This is a genomic window from Rhodococcus sp. HNM0569, assembly GCF_012726205.1.
GTDB lineage: Bacteria > Actinomycetota > Actinomycetes > Mycobacteriales > Mycobacteriaceae > Rhodococcus_F.
Genome location: NZ_JAASAE010000005.1, coordinates 12715 through 31688 on the forward strand (window position 1 = coordinate 12715; position 18974 = coordinate 31688).

Below are 18974 nucleotides of genomic sequence, written 5' to 3' on the forward strand. Positions count from 1 at the left end.
TCCGGCTGTCGGGTCAGCCCCGCTTGTCCCACTCGATCGCGGGGCACGTGTCCATCACCATGAGCACGCCCGCGTCGGTGGTGCGCGCGAACGCGTCCTCGTCGACGACACCGAGTTGGAACCACACGCCCTTCGCGCCCAGCGCGACGGCCTCGTCGGCGAACGTGCCCGCCGCCTCGGACCGGCGGAAGACGTCGACGACATCGACGGGGAAGGGGACCTCGGCCAGCGACGCGTAGCCCTGCTCGCCGAGCACGGTGGGTGCCGACGGGTGGATCGGCACGATCTTCTTGCCGCGCTGCTGCAGCAGCTTCGCTATGCGGTAGGCGGTCTTGCCCGGATCGCCGGAAAGTCCGACGACGGCCCAGGTCTGCAGCTCGTCGAGCATCGTGTCGACGGCTGTGCGGTCCTGCCACGAGGTGCTCATGCCCCCAACCTACCGCCGACGTCGACGGAAATTCATCCCTAGAACGTGTTCCAATTTTGGCCGAATGTGCCTACTGTCACATCAGCGGGTCGGCATGGGTACGAGTGCGATGCGGGCCCGACTGCAACTGGCGACAGAGAAGGGTTGAACAGACGTGAAGACCAAGGGCGCAATTCTGTGGGGCGTGAACGAACCGTGGTCGGTGGAAGAGATCGAGATCGGGGAACCTGTCGCCGGTGAGGTGTCCCTCCGCATGGAGGCGGCCGGCATGTGCCACTCCGACCACCACATGGTCACCGGTGCCACGCCGCTGCCGTCGTACCCCGCGATGGGCGGGCACGAAGGCGCGGGCGTCGTCACCAAGGTCGGTCCCGGGGTCACCGACCTCGAGGTGGGCGACCACGTCGTCCTGTCCTTCATCCCCGCCTGCGGCAAGTGTCCGTCCTGTTCCGCAGGCCACCAGAATCTGTGCGACCTGGGCGCCGGGCTGCTGAGCGGCCAGGCCATCAGCGACGGCACGTACCGCATCCAGGCACGCGGGCAGGACGTGATCCCGATGTGCCTGCTCGGCACGTTCTCGCCGTACATGACCGTGCACGAATCCTCGGTCATCAAGATCGACAAGGACATTCCGTTCGAGGTCGCGGCGCTCGTGGGGTGCGGCGTGCCCACCGGATGGGGGTCGGCCACCAACATCGCCGAGGTCAAGCCGGGTGAAGCCGTCGCGATCGTCGGTGTCGGTGGTGTCGGCATGAGCGCACTGCAGGCCGCGGTCGCGTCCGGTGCACGGCAGGTCTTCGCGATCGATCCGGTGCCGTGGAAGCGCGACCAGGCGATCAAGTTCGGTGCCACGCACGCGTTCGAGAGCATGGAAGCCGCGATCGTCCCGATCATGGAGCTCACCTACGGGCGGATGGCCGACAAGACCATCATCACGCTCGGCCACATGAAGGGCGAGTACATCGACCCGGCCCTGACGCTCACCGCGAAGTCCGGTCGTTGCGTCGTCACCGCGATGGGCGACATGGCCGACATGGACGTCAAGCTCAACCTGTTCCTCATGGCGATGCTGCAGAAGGACCTCAAGGGCAACGTCTTCGGCGGCTGCAGCTCGCGCGTCGAGGTACCCAACCTGCTCAACCTGTACAAGTCGGGCCAGCTCAACCTCGACGACATGATCACCAACTACTACTCGCTCGAAGAGATCAACCAGGGCTACCAGGACATGCTTGACGGCAAGAACATCCGCGGCGTCATCCGCTACACCGACGCCGATCGCTGATCGGGCGGTAACGGCACCGGTCGATAGGGTGGCCGGGTGAGCACTTCCGACAGCCACCTGGTCACCGTCGATCGCGTTCTGGGGCGTCTTGCCGACTGGCCCGTCGACCATGCCGCTGCCGTCGTCGTCGCCGACGACGGCAGCGTGCTGGGCCGGTACGGGGACACCACCCGGGTGTTCGACCTCGCCTCCGTCACGAAACTTCTCGCCGCGTACGGCGTCCTCGTCGCGGTCGAGGAGGGTGCCGTCGAACTCGATCAGCCTGCCGGGCCGCCCGGATCGACCGTCCGGCATCTGCTCGCACACGCGTCGGGGCTCGATTTCGCCGAGCATCGGGTGCGTGCCGAGCCCGCCACCAAGCGCATCTACTCGAGCGCGGGATACGAGGTGCTCGCGTCGTTCGTCGAGGCCGAATCGGGCATCGACTTCCCGGAGTACCTGCGCGACGGTGTCTTCGCACCGCTCGGGATGGCGTCGGCCGTGCTGGACGGGTCGGCCGGGCACGGTGCCCGAGCCTGCGTGGACGACCTCGCGGCCTTCGCGGCCGAACTGTTCGCGCCGCGACTGCTCGCCCCCGAGACACTGCGCGAGGCCACCACCCTCCAGTTCCCCGGACTGAACGGGATCCTGCCCGGCTACGGCATGCAGAAACCCAACGACTGGGGCCTCGGTTTCGAACTGCGTGCACACAAGACGCCGCACTGGACCGGCGAACACAACTCGCCCGGCACCTTCGGACACTTCGGCCAGTCCGGCACCTTCCTGTGGGTCGATCCGGACGCCCGTGTCGCGACCCTCGTGCTCACCGACCGCGCGTTCGGCGACTGGGCGAAACCGCTGTGGCGGGACGTGAGCGACGCCGTGCTCGCGACCGCACGCGACCGCTGACGCGGCGATTCTCCGATTCACTGGCGCAACATGGGCAACACAGGCACACTGTGACATCGAGCGTGTCGATCACCTGCACGTCGATCGAGGTCGTTGGGGAAGGCGTCCCTCGTCGAAGCAGGAGGTACTCGTGCGGGCATCCGAACAGTTCGCAGACACCACGACCGGAGTGGTCTACATCCACTCCGCCACGGCTGCGCTCTGCCCACATGTCGAGTGGGCGCTCGCTGCCGTACTGAACAGTCCCGCCAATCTCAAGTGGACGTCGCAACCGGCGTCCGCTGGCACCCTGCGCGCCACGACGTCGTGGGTGGGTCCGGTCGGCACCGCGGCGCGGCTCGTGAACGCACTCGAGGCGTGGCCTGTGCTGAGATTCGAGGTCACCGAGGACCCGAGCGACGGAGTCGACGGTGTGCGATACAGCTACGCCCCCGGCTTGGGACGGTGGCACGGCGTCGCGAGCGCGAGCGGCGACATAGTCCTGGGCGAATTGAGGTTGCGGGCGATCCTGGCTGCAGGCGGCGACATCGCCTCGGAGATCGACCACGCGCTCGGCACACCGTGGGACGCCGAACTCGAGCCGTTCCGCAGCGGCGGAGAGGGCGGAGCCGAAGTCACCTGGCTGCGCCGCGACGTCGGCTGACGCGCGCGGCGCAGACCTGCGCGATCAGAGCGGGATGTTCTTGTGCGCGCCCCGCCGCGCGGGTGCCGCCGCGAGCGCCGCACTGACGGTGCTGCGAGTCTTCGCGGGATCGATCTCGGCGTCGACCACACCGATCGACACCGCACGGTCGACGCCGCCCGCGATCTCGGCGTGTTCCGCTGCGAGCCGCTCGTGCAGCGCGTCGCGTTCGTCGTCGGGAGCGGCTGCGAGAGCGCGCTTGTGCAGGATGCCGACGGCCGCCTTGGCACCCATCACCGCGACCTCGGAATCGGGCCACGCGTACACCGCCGTGGCGCCGAGCGCGCGGGAGTTCATCGCGATGTAGGCCCCGCCGTAGATCTTGCGCGTGACGACGGTGACACGCGGGACGCTCGCCTCGGCGAACGCGTGCAGCAGTTTCGCGCCGCGTCGGACCACGCCCTCCCATTCCATGCTGACGCCCGGCAGGTAGCCGGGGACGTCGACGAGAACGACGAGCGGGACACCGAACGAATCGCACATCCGCACGAACTTCGCGGCCTTCTCGGCACTCTCGGAGTTGAGGCATCCGCCGAGCCGGAGCGGATTGTTCGCGATCACGCCGACCGTGCGGCCGCCGAGGCGGCCGAAACCGGTGACGATGCTGCGAGCGTACGCACCCTGCAGTTCCTCGAATGTCGACTCGCCCTCGACGTTGTCGAGGAACTCGTGCACGATCGGCCGGACGTCGTACGCGCGCCGTGCGGACGCAGGCATGAGCGCGCGTAGATCGGTGTCGCCGTGTTCGGCGGCAGCCTGGTCGAACTCGCCCTGATCGCACAGCATCGACACCAGTCGCCGGGCACGATGCAGCGCGTCGCTCTCGTCCTGGGCCGCGATGTGCGCGACACCGGATTTCTTGGTGTGCGTCTCGGGGCCGCCGAGCGACTCCATGTCGACCTGTTCGCCGGTCACGCTGCGCACGACGTCGGGCCCGGTGACGAACACGCGGCCTTCGGGAGCCATGATCACGACGTCGGTGAGGGCGGGGCCGTAGGCCGCACCGCCCGCGGCGAAGCCGAGGACCACGGAGATCTGGGGGACGACGCCGGACGCCCGGACCATCGCCGCGAACACCAAGCCCACTGCGTGCAGGGCCTCGACACCTTCGGCGAGGCGCGCACCGCCCGAGTGCCACAGCCCGACGACGGGCGCGCCTTCCTCGATCGCGGTGTCGATCGCGTGCACGATGTGCGTGCAGCCGTCGATACCCATCGCGCCGCCCATGACGGTCGCGTCGGACGCGTACGCGATGGTGCGCACGCCGTCGATGGTGCCCGACGCCGCGAGTACCCCCGACTTGTCGCGTGCGTGCAGCGGTGTCGTGGTGCCGGGGTCGAACAGACGCTCGAGCCGGGCGAGGGGATCGCGGGGATCGGTTGCTGCGGCGGATCTCGTCGCCGGTGCCAGGACTGTCATCGCGGGCCTCCTCGTGGGCTGGGCGTGCCGGTGCGCTGGGGTGACGGTCCCGCGGTGGGGGCCGATGCGGTACGCGACCGCTCGGCCCCCACCGGGACCTCGTTTGCCCTGCGCGAGGAGGACGGAACTCCCGGCAGGGTCATTCGTTCGCCTGGAATCAGGCGCGGCCGAAGGCGAGCGCGACATTGTGCCCGCCGAAACCGAACGAATTGTTGAGCGCGAAATCGAACGAGCCGGTGCGGGACGTGCCCGCCACGACATCGAGGTCGATTTCTGGATCCTGGTGCTCGAGGTTGAGCGTGGGCGGGATGATGCCGTCCCGCACCGCCAGGACCGTCAGGACCGATTCGAGGGCGCCGACGGCACCGATCGAATGGCCCAGCGCGGACTTCGGCGCGTACACCGCGGCGTGGTTGCCCACGGCCGCGTTGATCGCCTTCGCTTCCGCCGTGTCGCCGATGGGGGTGGCGGTGGCGTGGGCGTTGACGTGCTTGATGTCCTGCTTCGTGAGACCCGCGGTCTCGAGGGCGCGCGTCATGGCGCGCGCCGCACCGCTGCCCTCGGGATCGGGAGCGACGATGTGGTAGCCGTCGGACGTGATGCCTGCGCCGAGCAGCCGGGCGTGGATCGTGGCCCCGCGTGCCTTGGCGTGCTCCTCGGTCTCGAGGACCATGAGCGCACCGGCCTCGCCGAACACGAACCCGTCGCGATCGGTGTCGAACGGCCGCGACGCCCCCTTCGGGTCGTCGTTGCGGGTGCTCAGCGCCCGCATCATCGCGAAGCTCGCGATCGGCACGGGCCCGAGCTCGCCCTCGACACCGCCCGTGACGACCATGTCGGCGTCGCCGAGCGCGATCATCCGGTACGCATGCGCGATGGCCTCGGAGCCCGACGAGCACGCCGACACGGGCGTGATCACGCCTGCGCGGGCGCCGAGTTCGAGGCCGACGGTGGCCGACGGACCGTTCGGCATGACCATCTGCACCGCGAACGGCGACACCTTGCGGTAGCCGCCCGCGTTCATCTTGTCGACGGCGTCGATGAGTGCTTCGCCGCCGCCGAGACCGGTGCCGATGACGACGCCGAGACGGTCCTTGTCGACCTCGGGGCTGCCCGCGTTCGACCACACCTCACGGCCGAGCACGAGAGCGAGACGCTCGACGAAGCTCATCCGCCGGATCTCGACGCGGCTGAGCGTGTCGTCGGGCGAAACCTTGAGGTGCCCGGCGATCGTGACCGGAAGGTCGAACTCCGAGACGAAATCGTCGTGCAGAGTGTCGATTCCGCTCTCGCCGGCGAGCAGCCCCTTCCAGGTGCCATCCACATCGCCCGCGACCGACGTCGTGGCCGCGAGGCTGGTGACGACGACGTTGGGGAAAGTCCCGCTACGAGTAGTGGAAGTCACCGGTGGCTCACTCGCCGTCGTTCTTGTCGGCCTCGAGCTTCGCCTTCACGGCCTCGGCAGCGTCGCCGCCCTCGGCCTCGAGCTTCTGGATGTAGGTGACGGCGTCGCCGACGGTGCGCAGGCCCGCGAGGTCCTCGTCGGGGATCTTGACGCCGTACTTGTCCTCGGTCTGCACGGCGATCTCGACCATGGACAGGGAATCGATGTCGAGATCGTCGACGAACGACTTCTCGACGGTCACCTCGGAGGGTTCAATGCCGGTGACCTCCTCGATGATCTCGGCGAGTCCGGCGATGATGTCTTCCTGGGTGGCGGCCACGGGTGTGGCTCCCTTCTCATGTGTGGTGTTCCGATTCGATGAATCCGGCAGACAGCGCCCGCCGGACCTCCGGCACGGGCGAACCCCTGCCGGACGGACGCGCAGCGCGCGTCCGGTCCCTACGAGCCCGGGTGCGAAACCCGGGCGCGCAGCAAACTAGCCGAGACTACCGAGTTCGGCGAGTGCGGCGATGTCCGCCGGGGTCTTGAGCGCCAGCGTGGGCGTGCCACGCATCTCGCGCTTGGCGATGCCGACGAGTGTGCCGGCGGGGGGCAACTCGGCGAGTCCGTCGACGGCGGTCTCGCGGAGCGTGGCGGTGCACAGATCCCAGCGGACCGGCCTCGTGACCTGTGCGGCGAGCTTGTCGAGCGCGTCGGCGCCGGACGAGACGGGCTTGCCGTCGAAGTTCGACAGCAGGGTGCGGGTGGGCTCCTCGGGGGTGATCGCGGCGGCCGCGGCACTGACGGCGTCCTGCGCGGGCCTCATGAACCGTGTGTGGAACGCGCCTGCGACGGGCAGCGCACGGACACGGGCCTTCTCCGGCGGATTCGCGGCGAGTTCGTCCAGGGCCGACAGCAGGCCGGCCGCGACGATCTGGCCTGCGGCATTGCGGTTGGCCGGTTCGAGGCCCAGTTCGTCGAGACGCGCGAGGACGGTGGCCTCGTCGCCTCCGAGCACCGCGGACATGCCGGTGGGCTCGAGCGCGCACGCCTTGGCCATCTCGGCGCCACGCACCGCGGCGAGCGCGACAGCATCGTCGGCCGACAGCACGCCCGCGACGACGGCCGCGGCGAGTTCGCCCACCGAGTGACCCGCCGCGACGGCGTCGGCGGGGACGAGGTCGCGCGCCTGGGCGTCCTCGTACGCGAGGATGGCCGCGGCGACGACGAGTGGCTGCGTGACGGCGGTGTCGGTGATTTCCTCCGCAGTGGCGGTCGTGCCGAGCCGGACGAGGTCGAGGCCTGCGGCCTTGGACCACAGTTCGACGCGATCCTGGGCTCCGCGGACCTCGAGCCACGGAGCGAGCATGCCGGGAGTCTGGGAGCCCTGACCGGGCGCAAGCAACGCAATCACCACTCAAGGGAACACCCCGACGAGGCGCACTACTGATGTCGCGCGGGATGAACTATTTTGCGGACTTTTGTAGGAAACCTACAAAATCCCACGTGAGGACCAGCCATCGTTCGCCGCTGGAGATTCGTTACGGGCCACTTTGACCGAAAGCGATGCCTGTGACTGGTGTGGTTCCTGTGAGCTCGCTGTTACGGGACCGTGTCAAACGGCCCACCGTGACCGCGACACGCAGCACGTACGCGTCGCGTGACTGCGTCGGATCGCGGCCCGTGACGTCTGTGATCCGCTTGAGGCGATACCGCACGGTATTTGGATGAACATACAATTGCCTCGCGCACGCCTCGATCGCGCCGCCGGTGTCGAGATACGCGTCCAGCGTCTGGGTGAGTGCCGAGCCTGCCTTCTCGAGGGGTGCCACGATCGTGTCGTCGAGAGCAGTCACAGCGGCCTGATCGCCCAGCAGTGCGCGCTCGGGCAGCAACTCGGACGCGAATACCGGCCGCGGCGCGCCGTGCCAGCCCGCGACTGCCTCCATCGCGGTGAGCGCCTCGGTCGCGCTCGTATGCGCCGCGCCGAGCGTCGGCATCGTCGGACCGATCACGACCGGCTCGTCGGCGAACTCCTCGAGCAGATCCCGCATGAAGGGCGACTGCACACCCACACCGGCCGCGCGGGCCTCGAGGCTCCCGCTGACCACCATCACGAGTCGGGTGCCCTGCACGACCGCGAGCGCCGCGCGCCCGTGCTTCTGCGCGACCGAGTGCATCGTGCCGACGACACCGACGCGTTCGTCTTCCGGGGGAGTGCCCACGATCACCGTGGCGGGTGCCGTCGCGTCCCAGTTGAGCGTGGCGGCGCGTGAGAGCATGTCCGAGCCCGTGTCGCCGCGGACGACGGCATCGACGACGAGGGCCTCGAGCCGCGTGTCCCACGCACCGCGCGACTCGGCGGCACTCGCATACACCGACGCCGCCGCGAACCCGAGCTCGCGGCCGTACCGCAACACCGCCTCGGTGAGTGCGGTGAGCTGCTCGTCGTTGCGCGCGAGCGCAGGCAGCCACTGCTCGAAGAACTCCATCGCGACCCGCACCATGTCGACCGTCTGACGCAGCGTGAGCCGCCGGGCCAGGTCCTGCGGGATGACCTGGAAGGCGTCGAGGCTGTACCGGATGTCGCTGCGGGAGTCCTCGAGCCAGTCGAGGAAGTTGATGACCGCGGTCTGCACCACGAGTTGCACGTTCGCCCGCTGCGCCGCGTCCAGGTCGTCGAAGAAGGGCAGCTGGTTCTGCATCGATCCGACGGCCTCGGTCGCGAGCCGCCCCGAGTACTGCTTGACGCGGCGCAGCAGGGTGTCGGGAAGCGGAGTCCGTTCGGGGCGCCGGGGATGGCGCGGGCTCGGCTCGGGCATGAGACGAAACTACGCCCACCGGTGTGCGCTCGGTGCACACACCGGTGGGCGTGGCTCGTCAGATCACGCGACGCCGGGGTCGGACGTCTGCTCCGGCGCGGCGTCCACGTCGTCGATCGCGTAGCGTTCGGCCGCCGAGACCGCGGTGGCACGATCGATCGTGCCGTCCTTCGCGAGCGCCTGGAGCACCGCGACCGCGATCGACTCGGCGTCGACGTTGAAGTAGCGTCGCGCGGCCGGACGGGTGTCGGAGAATCCGAAACCGTCGGTGCCCAGGGTGGTCATCGGGCCGGGCACCCATTGCCGGATCTGGTCCGGCACGGCGCGCATCCAGTCGGAGGCCGCGACGAACGGTCCCGCCGCGCCCGACAGCGCGGACGTCACGTACGGCACCGGCGCGTCCTGTGCGGGATTGCGCAGTGCCGCCTTCTCGCATTCGATGCCGTCGCGGCGCAGCTCACCCCACGACGTCACCGACCACACGTCGGCCTGCACACCCCAGTCCTGCGCGAGCAGTTCCTGCGCGCGCAGCCCGTCGGGCACCGTGACCCCGGAGACCAGGATCTGCGCCTTCGGCCCGGACCCCTCGGCCTTCTTGAACAGGTGCAGGCCCTTGAGCACGCCCTCGACGTCGAGGTTCTCGGGCTCGGCCGGCTGATGGTACGGCTCGTTGTACATCGTGAGGTAGTAGATGACGTTCTCGCCGCCGAGGTCGCCGTCGGTGGCGCCCTCGCCGCCGTACATGCGGCGCAGACCGGCGAGCACGATGTGCGCGAGCTCGAACGAGAACGCCGGGTCGTACGCCGCGACCGCGGTGTTGGTCGACGCGAGCAGCAGCGAATGGCCGTCGGCGTGCTGCAGCCCCTCGCCCGTGAGTGTGGTCCGGCCCGCCGTGGCACCGAGGATGAATCCGCGCGCCATCTGGTCGGCCGCCGCCCACAGGTTGTCGCCCGTGCGCTGGAACCCGAACATCGAATAGAAGATGTAGATCGGGATCATCGGCTCGCCGTGCGTGGCATAGGACGTGCCGACCGAGATGAACGATGCGCTCGAGCCGTCCTCGTTGATGCCCTCGTGCAGGATCTGGCCCGCTTCGCTCTCCTTGTAGGCGAGCATCAGATCGGCGTCGACCGACGTGTAGAGCTGGCCGAGACGGTTGTAGATCTTGAGCGACGGGAACCACGAGTCCATGCCGAATGTGCGTGCCTCGTCCGGGATGATCGGCACGATGCGCTTGCCGAGTTCCTTGTCGCGCAGCAGCTCCTTGACGATGCGCACGAACGCCATCGTCGTGGCCACCTCCTGCTTGCCCGAGCCCTTGCGGACCACCGACAGCGCGGATTCCTCGGGAATCGCCAAGGGCTTGGCCTTGGTGCGCCTTTCCGGGACGAAACCGCCGAGCTGGCGACGACGGTCGAGCAGGTACTGGATCTCGGGCGACTCCGGCCCGGGGTGGTAGTACGGCGGCTGGTACGGATCCTTCTCGAGTTCCTCGTCCGAGATCGGGATGCGCTGCAGGTCGCGGAAGGACTTCAGGTCGTCGAGCGTGAGCTTCTTCATCTGGTGGGTCGCATTGCGGCCCTCGAAGTGTTTGCCCAGCGTGTAGCCCTTGATGGTGTGGGCGAGGATCACGGTCGGTTGACCCTTGTGCGCTGTCGCGGCCTTGTACGCGGCGTAGATCTTCCGGTAGTCGTGGCCGCCGCGCTTGAGGTTCCAGATGTCCTGGTCGCTCAGGTGCGCCACCAGCTCCTTCGTACGCGGGTCGCGTCCGAAGAAGTGCTCGCGCACGAACGCGCCGTCGTTGGCCTTGTACGTCTGGTAGTCGCCGTCCGGGGTCTCGTTCATGAGGTTGACGAGCGCGCCGTCCTTGTCGGCGTGCAGCAGCGCGTCCCACTCGCGGCCCCACACGACCTTGATGACGTTCCAGCCCGCGCCGCGGAAGAACGACTCCAGTTCCTGGATGATCTTGCCGTTGCCCCGCACGGGGCCGTCGAGGCGCTGCAGATTGCAGTTGATCACGAAGGTGAGGTTGTCGAGGCCCTCGGTAGCGGCCACGTGCAGCAGACCACGCGATTCGGGCTCGTCCATCTCGCCGTCGCCGAGGAAGGCCCATACGTGCTGGTCCGAGGTGTCCTTGAGGCCGCGGTCGTGCAGGTAGTGATTGAAGCGCGCCTGGTAGATGGCGTTCATGGGACCGAGACCCATCGACACCGTCGGGAACTCCCAGAACTCGGGGAGCAGCCGCGGGTGCGGGTAGGACGGCAGACCGCCACCCTTGCTCTTGTGGCTCTGCTCCTGCCGGAAGCCGTCGAGCTGTGCCTCGGTGAGCCGGCCCTCGAGGAAGGCGCGGGCGTAGATGCCGGGGGAGGCGTGCCCCTGGATGAAGACCTGATCGCCGCCACCCGCGTGATCCTTGCCGCGGAAGAAGTGGTTGAAACCGACCTCGTAGAGCGCAGCCGACGACGCGTACGTCGAGATGTGACCGCCGACGCCGATGCCCGGTCGCTGTGCGCGGTGCACCATCATCGCGGCGTTCCAGCGGATGTAGGCGCGGTAGCGGCGCTCGACCTCCTCGTCACCGGGGAACCACGGCTCGTTCTCGGTGGGGATGGTGTTGACGTAGTCGGTGGACGTCAGCGCGGGCAGCGCGACGTGCTTCTCCCCTGCTCGCTCGAGCATGCGCAGCATGAGATAGCGCGCGCGGGCAGGTCCGGACCGGTCGAGCAGCCCGTCGAACGACTCGAGCCATTCGTCGGTCTCGTCGGGGTCGATGTCGGGGAGGTACGACGCGACGCCCTCCCGGATGACGCGTACGCGGCCCTCGGATCGGGACGGGCCCGCGTTTCGGGAATCACCCGACTGCTGCGAGCCGGCGGCATTCGAGTTCTCTGCGGAATTCGATCCGGATCCCTGGATCAGGTCTGACAACGTTGCTCCTCGTGGTGGTGGAACGCAGTGGGTGGAACGCGGGTGTCGCGTTCTGCCTGGTGACCGGGCTTTGTCGGCCGGGTCATTCCTATTCGCGAATAGGGGCGCATCCCTCATCTTTCACCATTCGGTGGTGTGCGGGACAGTCCCCTCGGGTTACCAACGAGTAGCGTTTTCTGTTGGCACGGAACGCAACTCTTCCTTCGCGCCGGAAATCGGGGTGCCGCGTCGGGGCGACTCGACGCGCCGCATCCCGTCGCTCGGATCGGGCGACACCACGCGCCCGGTCGCGATCGGTCGTAGGCTCGTGCACACGGTGGAGACGGGCATCGACGGACAATTGGCACGCGCTTTTCGGCGTGGTCGGCTTGCGCCGACGCGTTCGAGCATGTTCGCTTTCACTACCGAGGTCGCTCCAGTGCGCTGGTAGTCGTCCTTTCCAGAGGTACGAATGATCGGAAGGGTGTTCGAAGTCGGGCACCACGACAGGAGGAGGAACGCACCGTGGTCGCCGCGGCGGACGCCCAAAGCTTTGTTCAGAAACTCGGAATCGATTCCGACATGGTGGTTCAGGAACTCGGCTGGGACGATGACACCGACGACGACCTGCGGGCTGCTGTCGAGGAGCTCATCGGCGACGAGATGTACGAGGAGGACACCGACGAGGTCGTCGACGTCGTCCTGTTGTGGTGGCGCGACGGCGACGGGGATCTCGTCGACGCGCTGATGGATGCGATCGGTCCACTCGCCGACGAAGGCTTCGTGTGGGTGCTCACCCCGAAGACCGGCACGCCCGGCCACGTCGAGCCCAGCGAGATCGCCGAATCCGCGCCCACCGCCGGTCTCACGCAGACGTCGGCGGCGAACCTCGGCGACTGGGTCGGTAGCCGCCTGGTGCAGCCCAAGTCGAAGCCGAACAGCAAGCGCTGATCTACTGGGAGGCGCCGCGCCATTGATCGGCGCCGAACCGCGCGGCATCGGTTCGCGCACGTTCGAGCAAAGGAACCCGCATGCCACTCGAGGTCGGCGCGACGGCGCCCGATTTCACCCTGAAGGACCAGAACAACCAGGAAGTCACGTTGTCCGACTTCCGCGGCAAGAAGAATGTGCTGCTGGTGTTCTTCCCGCTCGCATTCACCGGCACGTGCCAGGGCGAGCTGTGCAGGGTCCGCGACGAGCTTCCCAAGTTCGAGAACGACGACACCGCGATCCTCGCGGTGTCGGTCGGTGCATCGCCCACGCACAAGATCTGGTCCGCCGAGCAGGGCTACACGTTCCCGCTCCTGGCCGACTTCTGGCCGCACGGCGCGGTGGCACAGGCCTACGGCGTGTTCAACGACACACTGGGCTTCGCGAACCGCGGAACCTTCGTCGTCGACAAGGACGGAATCATCCGGTTCGCCGAGATGAACGGCCCCGGAGAGGCCCGTGACCAGGGCGCTTGGGAGAAGGCGCTGGCCGCGCTAGAGTCCTGATGCGCATTCCCGGCAGCACCGCTGCCGGGAGTTCGGGCGTGTAGCTCAGTGGTAGAGCTCTGGTTTTACACACCAGCGGTCGGGGGTTCGAAACCCTCCGCGCCCACCATCACTGCCGTGCGTGAAACAGGAGTACCCACACTCGCCAAGTGCTCACGGCGGGTGGGGTAGAACTTCCTGGTGTCTTCGGTCAAGGCTTTTTCCCGCGTAGCCTGCTCTCGCGCGCTCGGTCTCGCGCTCGGCTACGGTGCCGACCTCGTGTTCGCGGATCCGCGGCGAGGCCATCCCGTCGCAGGCTTCGGCACGGCGGCCGCGCGTATCGAGAGGGCCACCTACCGCGACCGCCGCGCAGCGGGAGCCGCGCACGTCGCGGTCCTCGTGGGCGGAATCGTCGCGGCCGGCGCATTCGTCGAGCGCCGCGCGGCCGCCGCGGGCCCGGTCGGCCACGTCTGCGTCACCGCGCTGGCCACGTGGGCAGTCCTCGGCGGCACGTCGCTGGCCCGGGTCGGCGAACACATGGCCGATGCGCTCGACTCCGCACCGGCCGGGCCCGACCTCGATACCGCCCGCGCCCTGCTGCCGTCGCTGTGCGGACGCGACCCGCACTCCCTCGACCCCGACGGCCTCGCGCGGGCCGCACTCGAGTCGATAGCAGAGAACACGTCCGACGCGACCGTGGGCCCACTCGTGTGGGGTGCGGTCGCGGGCGTCCCGGGCCTGCTCGGGTACCGCGCGATCAACACGCTCGACGCGATGATCGGGTACCGATCGCCGCGTCACCTGCGGTTCGGCTGGGCCGCCGCGCGGCTCGACGACCTCGTGAACCTCGTCCCCGCCCGGGTCGCGGGCGTGCTCACCGTGGCGGCCGCCCCGGTCGTCGGGGGGCGCCCGGGCGACGCGTGGCGAGTGTGGCGTCGCGACGCAGGCGCCCACCCGAGCCCCAACGCGGGCGTCGCGGAAGCCAGCGCTGCCGGGGCATTGGGCGTCACCCTCGGTGGGCGGACCGAGTACGCGTACGGCATCGAGGAACGGCCCCGGCTGGGGGACGGGCCGCCGCCGGGTACACGGGATCTGCGCCGGGCCGTGTCGCTGTCGCGTGCGGTGCAGGCCGCGGCCACAGGAGCCTCAGCGGTGGTTGCCGTAGCGGTCGGCGAGCTTGGTCGACGACGCGGGCGCCGTTGACGCCTGCTTGCGGCGCCGGAACGGTCCGCGCGGAATCTCGATGTCGTCGAACTCGTCGGTCGTGCGCTCGTCGCCCCCGTGTGTGGCCGCGGGCCGCGGTTCGTGGGTGTGTGGATCGGCGGCGTCGTCCGAGCCCGCGGCGGCCGCGCGGGTCTTGCGTCGTTCGCGTAGCTCGGCGCGGACGAAGTACGCGAGCCCGAGCGGCGCCATGATGCCGAACGCAAGCCACTGCAGCCCGTACGACAGGTAGGGGCCTGCGTCGAGCTGTGGGAGCGCGATGGTGCCGAGACCGCCCGGTTGGCCGTCGTCGAGCTGGAGGTAGCCGTCGAGCAGGTCGGTGCCCGTGAATTGCGCGATCTGGCCGGCGTCGATGGTGTAGACCTGCCGCACGCCGTTCTCGTCGAGCGGATCCTTGCCGGGCGCGACGCCCTCCGATGCACGAACACGGCCGTCCAGGCTCACATGGCCCGTGGGTGCGGGCTCGAGGGGAGGCGGCTGCGTGCCCTCGACGGGCCGCACGTAACCGCGGTTGACCAGCAGCGTGCCGCCGTCGTCGAGCGCGAACGCGGTGAGCACCTCGTAGGCGGGCTGCCCGTCGATCGAGCGCAACCGCACGAGCAGATCGCTGCCGGGCACGTAGGTGCCCTCCGCGACCACGGGATGCCACTCGGTCGACGGGTCGAGGGTGCCGCCTGCCAGCAGCTCGCCGACCGGTACCGGTTCCTGATCGATCGAATCGGCGATCTGCTGGTTGCGCCGCTCGGTGTCGGTGTTCTTGCCGAGCTGCCAGGGCGCCAGCACGTAGAAGCATGCGAAGGCGAACGCCGCCACCACGGCCGCGAGCACGAGCCACCCGGGGCGGAACAGAAACCTCAGCCTTCGCACGCTTCCACGGTAGCCGGTTCCGGCGCCGTCACCGATGCTCGGGTGTGCGGTCCTCGACACGGGCGCGGATCCATTCGACCAGGCCCGGCAGCGCTGCTTCGACTTCGCGACGCACGGTCTCGAAGTCGTCGAGGTCGCCGTAGTACGGATCGGCCACCGAATCGGTGTCGGCATCGGGGTCGAAACTGCGCAGCAGTCGGCGCCGTTCGTTCGGAACGCCGAGGTGCGCGAGCTGTCGGTCGTGCCCGATGGCGAGCGGAACCAGCAGGTCGGCGGCGAGATGTTCGGCCGCGACGCGGGCGGCGCGATGGTCGGTGGGATACCCGTGCCGCGCGAGCACGGCGGCCGCGCGCTCGTCGGCGGGTTCGCCGACATGCCATCCGTCGGTGCCCGCGCTGGTGACCCGCACCGCGTCGGCGAGACCTTCGTCACGCAGCGCGTGCGCGACGATGTTCGCCGCCATCGGCGAGCGGCAGATGTTGCCGGTGCACACGAAGCTCACGTGGATCGGCCCGTCCGGGTGGTCGTGCACGGCGATCCCGTTGTCGTCGTCAGCAGCGGTAGTCATCGAGCACCTCCCACAGTTCGGCGGGTGATGCGACCGCGCGGTACGCGCCGTCGGCTTCCTCCGGCCTGCCGTAGCCCCACTCGACGAGCACCGTCGGGATGCCCCACCGCGCTGCGCCGTCGACGTCGTGGTGGCGATCGCCGATCATGAGCGCACCGCGCGTCGCCTCCGGTGCGACCTCGACGCCCAGCGCCCGCAGCGAGTGGGCGACGACATCGGACTTCGCGCGTCGGGTGCCGTCCTCGGACGAGCCGCCGATGAACTCGAATCGCTCCGCGAGCGCGAAGTGGTCGAGGATGCGGTGCGCGAAGCGTTCCGACTTCGACGTCGCGACGGCGGCGCGGAAGCCGGCCGCGTCGACCTTGTCGAGCAGCTCGGCCATGCCGGGGAAGACCGAGTTCTCGGCCCATCCCGTGGAGTCGTAGTACGCGAGGTAGGCGTCGAGCGCGGCGTGCGCCGTGTCGTCGTCGAGCGGCAGGCCGCGCAGGGTGTCGAGCATCGGAGGCCCGACGACCGTCGCGAGCTGCTCGGCAGTGGGGCCTGCGTGCCCGACGGCAGCGAGGGCGTGGCGGAAACCGGCGTGGATGCCGGGCGCCGAGTCCGTGATCGTGCCGTCGAGATCGAACAGGAGGACGGGACGGGTGCTGGGCGAGGTCACCCCTCCAGTGTTCCATCGCATGCCACCGGGGCACTGCCGAGCCCTGACGCCCCGCGGGCCCCCGTAGGCTCGCCGCACGTGGGCATCTCACCGATCGACCGCGCCGCGCTGCGGCACCACGGCGACGTCGACGTCGCTCCGGACGTCGCCGACTTCGCGGTCAACGTGCAGGGCGCCGGCCCGCCGGGATGGTTGCGTGACCGGCTCGCCGCGGCGCTCGACTCGCTGGGGCGCTACCCGGCCACGGCGCACGACGCGGCAGCACGCGCCGCGGTCGCCCGACGGCACGGCCGCGACCCCGACGACGTGCTCCTGCTGTCGGGTGGCGCGGAAGGATTCTCGTTGCTGCCGAACCTGCGGCCGACGCTCGCCGCGGTCGTGCACCCGTCGTTCACCGAGCCCGAGTTCGCACTCCGCGAGGCGGGAGTCCCCACCGTGCGGGTCGTGCTCGACGCACCGTGGTCACTCGCCGCGGCGGACGTTCCCGAGCAGGCCGACCTCGTGGTGCTGGGCAACCCCACCAACCCGACCTCGGTACTGCATCACGTCCGCGACATCGACGCGCTGCGCAGACCGGGCCGCCTCGTCGTCGTCGACGAGGCGTTCATGGACGCGGTACCCGGCGAGCCGGAGTCGTTCGCGCACGCCCCGGCGCCCGACGTGCTCGTGCTGCGCAGCCTCACCAAGACCTGGGCGCTCGCGGGCCTACGGTGCGGCTACGCGCTCGGCGACTCCGCGGTGCTCGCGCGTCTGTCCCACGGCCGCCCGCACTGGCCACTCGGCACCCTGCAGTTGGAGGCGATCGCGGCGTGCAGCGAGCCGGACGCCGTGGCACGTGCCCGGCGCCAGGCCGACACGCTGGCCGCATCCCGGGTGTCGATGACGGCGCGACTGCGCGGTCTCGGACTCACGGTGCACGAGCCTGCTGCCGCCCCGTTCGTCCTGGTGCACGTGCCGGGCGGCGACCGCGTGCGCGGTGCCCTGGCCGGACGCGACGTCGTGGTGCGCAGGTGCGACACCTTCCCCGGGCTCGGCCCGGACTTCCTCCGGATGGCCGTGCGTCCCGCACGCGACGTCGACACACTGATCGAAGCTCTCGCGCATGTGCTCTGATCGTTCCGACACGATGTGAAGGAGAAACCGGTGAGCCCTGCATCTCCCGCCGCGCCTGCCCGTCTCGCCGACGTGATCGCGCGCCTCGACCGCAGCTATCCGCCCGCGCTCGCCGAGCCGTGGGACTCGGTCGGCCTCGTCGTGGGCGACCCGGAGGATCCGGTGTCACGCGTCGTGGTCGCGGTCGACGTGACCGCGGCCGTCGTGGACGAGGCGCTCGCGCGCGGCGCGGACCTGATCGTCGCGCATCACCCGCTGCTGTTGCGGGGTGTCGACACCGTCGCGGCGAGCACGCCGAAAGGCGCACTCGTGCACCGGCTGATCAAGGGCGGGTGTGCGCTGTTCACGGCCCACACGAATGCGGACTCCGCCGATCCCGGCGTGTCCGACGCGCTTGCCGCGGCCCTCGGCGTCGAGGTCACCGGCCCGATCGATGCGAAGGATGACGAGCCGCTCGACAAGTGGGTCGTCCCGGTCCCGGTCGAGGACGCCGACCGCGTGCGGCGCGGGTTGTTCGATGCGGGTGCCGGTGCGATCGGGAACTACCGCGACTGCAGCTGGGAGGTGACCGGCACCGGGCAGTTCCTGCCCTCCGACGGGGCGGACCCCGCAATCGGCGAGGTCGGGGCCCTCGAACGACTCGACGAGACCCGCATCGAGGTGATCGCGCCGAGACGCCTGCGCGACCACGTGCGCGCCGGGCTGCGCCACGCGCACCCCTACGAGGAGGTCGCGTACGACATCCTCGAGCTCGCCGCTGCGCCGGGACCGACCGGGCTCGGCAGGGTGGGCACGCTCGCGGCACCCACGACACTGCGGGAGTTCACCGCGGTCGTCGCGCGGGCATTGCCTGCGACGACGTGGGGCGTGCGCGCCGCGGGGGACCCCGACGTGGTCGTCTCGACGGTCGCGGTGTGCGGCGGCGCGGGCGACTCGCTGCTCGGTGCGGTCGGCAGGCGCGGCGTCGATGTCTACGTGACGGCGGATCTGCGGCACCATCCGGTCGACGAGCATCTGCGCTCGGGCGGGCCCGCGGTGGTCGACGTCGCACACTGGGCGAGCGAGTGGCCGTGGTGCGCGCAGGCGAAGGGCGTGCTCGACAGCGAGTTCGGGCACGCCGACGGGTGGGATTGCCACGTGTCGACGCTGCGCACCGACCCGTGGTCGACGAGTGCGGAGGCGTGACGGGCGTACAGGTACGGTTGCACGTACGTCGCCCGCCCGGGCCCGGCCGGGCTACAGCAGAAAGCAGGAGTGAGCA

The 18974-nt window shown here is 69.6% G+C and carries 18 protein-coding genes and 1 tRNA gene; 9 read left to right on the forward strand and 10 right to left on the reverse strand.

Translation table 11 applies throughout. The annotated features are described in order from the left end of the window. Positions 1 to 13 precede the first annotated feature (13 nt). On the reverse strand, positions 14 to 427 hold the full coding sequence (locus tag HCA44_RS08545) for a CoA-binding protein (RefSeq protein WP_169648133.1): 414 nt from the start codon (positions 425 to 427) through the stop codon (positions 14 to 16). A 154-nt stretch (positions 428 to 581) separates the two neighbouring features. On the opposite strand from HCA44_RS08545, the gene HCA44_RS08550 reads away from it, so the two are divergent. From HCA44_RS08550 to HCA44_RS08560, 3 genes are all read left to right on the forward strand, one after another. Next, positions 582 to 1709, forward strand: a complete 1128-nt coding sequence (locus HCA44_RS08550) for an NDMA-dependent alcohol dehydrogenase (RefSeq protein ID WP_169648134.1) — start codon at positions 582 to 584, stop codon at positions 1707 to 1709. Positions 1710 to 1745: 36 nt separating this feature from the next. Then, positions 1746 to 2597 (forward strand): serine hydrolase domain-containing protein, encoded by an 852-nt coding sequence (locus HCA44_RS08555; RefSeq protein WP_346764645.1) that lies wholly within the window; start codon positions 1746 to 1748, stop codon positions 2595 to 2597. 130 nt (positions 2598 to 2727) lie between these two features. Beyond that, complete coding sequence (locus tag HCA44_RS08560) at positions 2728 to 3240, forward strand: DUF3145 domain-containing protein (RefSeq protein WP_169648135.1); 513 nt, start codon at positions 2728 to 2730, stop codon at positions 3238 to 3240. 24 nt (positions 3241 to 3264) lie between these two features. Here the strand turns inward: HCA44_RS08560 and HCA44_RS08565 are convergent, their stop codons facing one another. From HCA44_RS08565 to aceE, 6 genes are all read right to left on the reverse strand, one after another. Then, entirely contained in the window at positions 3265 to 4698 is a 1434-nt protein-coding gene (locus tag HCA44_RS08565) for a carboxyl transferase domain-containing protein (protein WP_169648136.1), read from the reverse strand. Between the two features lie 157 nt (positions 4699 to 4855). Next, the gene (locus HCA44_RS08570; protein ID WP_169648137.1) at positions 4856 to 6103 is read right to left on the reverse strand and encodes a KasA/KasB family beta-ketoacyl-ACP synthase; all 1248 of its coding nucleotides are present in this window, start codon (positions 6101 to 6103) and stop codon (positions 4856 to 4858) included. Positions 6104 to 6110: 7 nt separating this feature from the next. Continuing rightward, entirely contained in the window at positions 6111 to 6422 is a 312-nt protein-coding gene (acpM, locus tag HCA44_RS08575; protein ID WP_169648138.1) for a meromycolate extension acyl carrier protein AcpM, read from the reverse strand. Positions 6423 to 6578: 156 nt separating this feature from the next. After that, on the reverse strand, positions 6579 to 7496 hold the full coding sequence (locus HCA44_RS08580; protein WP_169648139.1) for an ACP S-malonyltransferase: 918 nt from the start codon (positions 7494 to 7496) through the stop codon (positions 6579 to 6581). 127 nt (positions 7497 to 7623) lie between these two features. Continuing rightward, on the reverse strand, positions 7624 to 8904 hold the full coding sequence (locus HCA44_RS08585; RefSeq protein WP_169648140.1) for a helix-turn-helix domain-containing protein: 1281 nt from the start codon (positions 8902 to 8904) through the stop codon (positions 7624 to 7626). Between the two features lie 63 nt (positions 8905 to 8967). Next, positions 8968 to 11832, reverse strand: coding sequence for a pyruvate dehydrogenase (acetyl-transferring), homodimeric type (gene aceE, locus HCA44_RS08590; RefSeq protein ID WP_169648141.1), 2865 nt, complete (start codon positions 11830 to 11832; stop codon positions 8968 to 8970). 504 nt (positions 11833 to 12336) lie between these two features. Between aceE and HCA44_RS08595 the strand changes: the two genes are divergently transcribed. From HCA44_RS08595 to HCA44_RS08610, 4 genes are all read left to right on the forward strand, one after another. Further along, positions 12337 to 12762: a DUF3052 domain-containing protein gene (locus HCA44_RS08595; protein ID WP_169648142.1), complete on the forward strand. Its 426-nt coding sequence runs from the start codon at positions 12337 to 12339 to the stop codon at positions 12760 to 12762. Positions 12763 to 12842: 80 nt separating this feature from the next. Beyond that, complete coding sequence (locus tag HCA44_RS08600; protein WP_169648143.1) at positions 12843 to 13307, forward strand: peroxiredoxin; 465 nt, start codon at positions 12843 to 12845, stop codon at positions 13305 to 13307. A gap of 34 nt (positions 13308 to 13341) precedes the next feature. After that, positions 13342 to 13416 (forward strand) — tRNA-Val (locus tag HCA44_RS08605). Between the two features lie 71 nt (positions 13417 to 13487). Continuing rightward, a complete protein-coding gene (locus HCA44_RS08610; RefSeq protein ID WP_169648144.1) occupies positions 13488 to 14489 on the forward strand; it encodes a cobalamin biosynthesis protein in 1002 nt (333 codons plus the stop codon). Here HCA44_RS08610 and HCA44_RS08615 read toward each other — a convergent pair. From HCA44_RS08615 to HCA44_RS08625, 3 genes are read right to left on the reverse strand one after another with little or no spacing between them, the layout of a single operon-like run. Beyond that, complete coding sequence (locus tag HCA44_RS08615) at positions 14433 to 15374, reverse strand: SURF1 family protein (protein ID WP_169648145.1); 942 nt, start codon at positions 15372 to 15374, stop codon at positions 14433 to 14435. The genes HCA44_RS08610 and HCA44_RS08615 overlap by 57 nt on opposite strands. A gap of 28 nt (positions 15375 to 15402) precedes the next feature. Then, on the reverse strand, positions 15403 to 15942 hold the full coding sequence (locus HCA44_RS08620; protein ID WP_169648146.1) for a low molecular weight protein-tyrosine-phosphatase: 540 nt from the start codon (positions 15940 to 15942) through the stop codon (positions 15403 to 15405). After that, the gene (locus HCA44_RS08625) at positions 15926 to 16600 is read right to left on the reverse strand and encodes an HAD hydrolase-like protein (RefSeq protein WP_346764646.1); all 675 of its coding nucleotides are present in this window, start codon (positions 16598 to 16600) and stop codon (positions 15926 to 15928) included. The genes HCA44_RS08620 and HCA44_RS08625 overlap by 17 nt, the downstream gene beginning before the upstream one ends. A gap of 78 nt (positions 16601 to 16678) precedes the next feature. Between HCA44_RS08625 and cobC the strand changes: the two genes are divergently transcribed. After that, positions 16679 to 17713, forward strand: a complete 1035-nt coding sequence (gene cobC / locus HCA44_RS08630; protein ID WP_169648148.1) for an Rv2231c family pyridoxal phosphate-dependent protein CobC — start codon at positions 16679 to 16681, stop codon at positions 17711 to 17713. 30 nt (positions 17714 to 17743) lie between these two features. Continuing rightward, entirely contained in the window at positions 17744 to 18898 is a 1155-nt protein-coding gene (locus HCA44_RS08635) for a Nif3-like dinuclear metal center hexameric protein (protein ID WP_169648149.1), read from the forward strand. Positions 18899 to 18974: the final 76 nt, after the last annotated feature.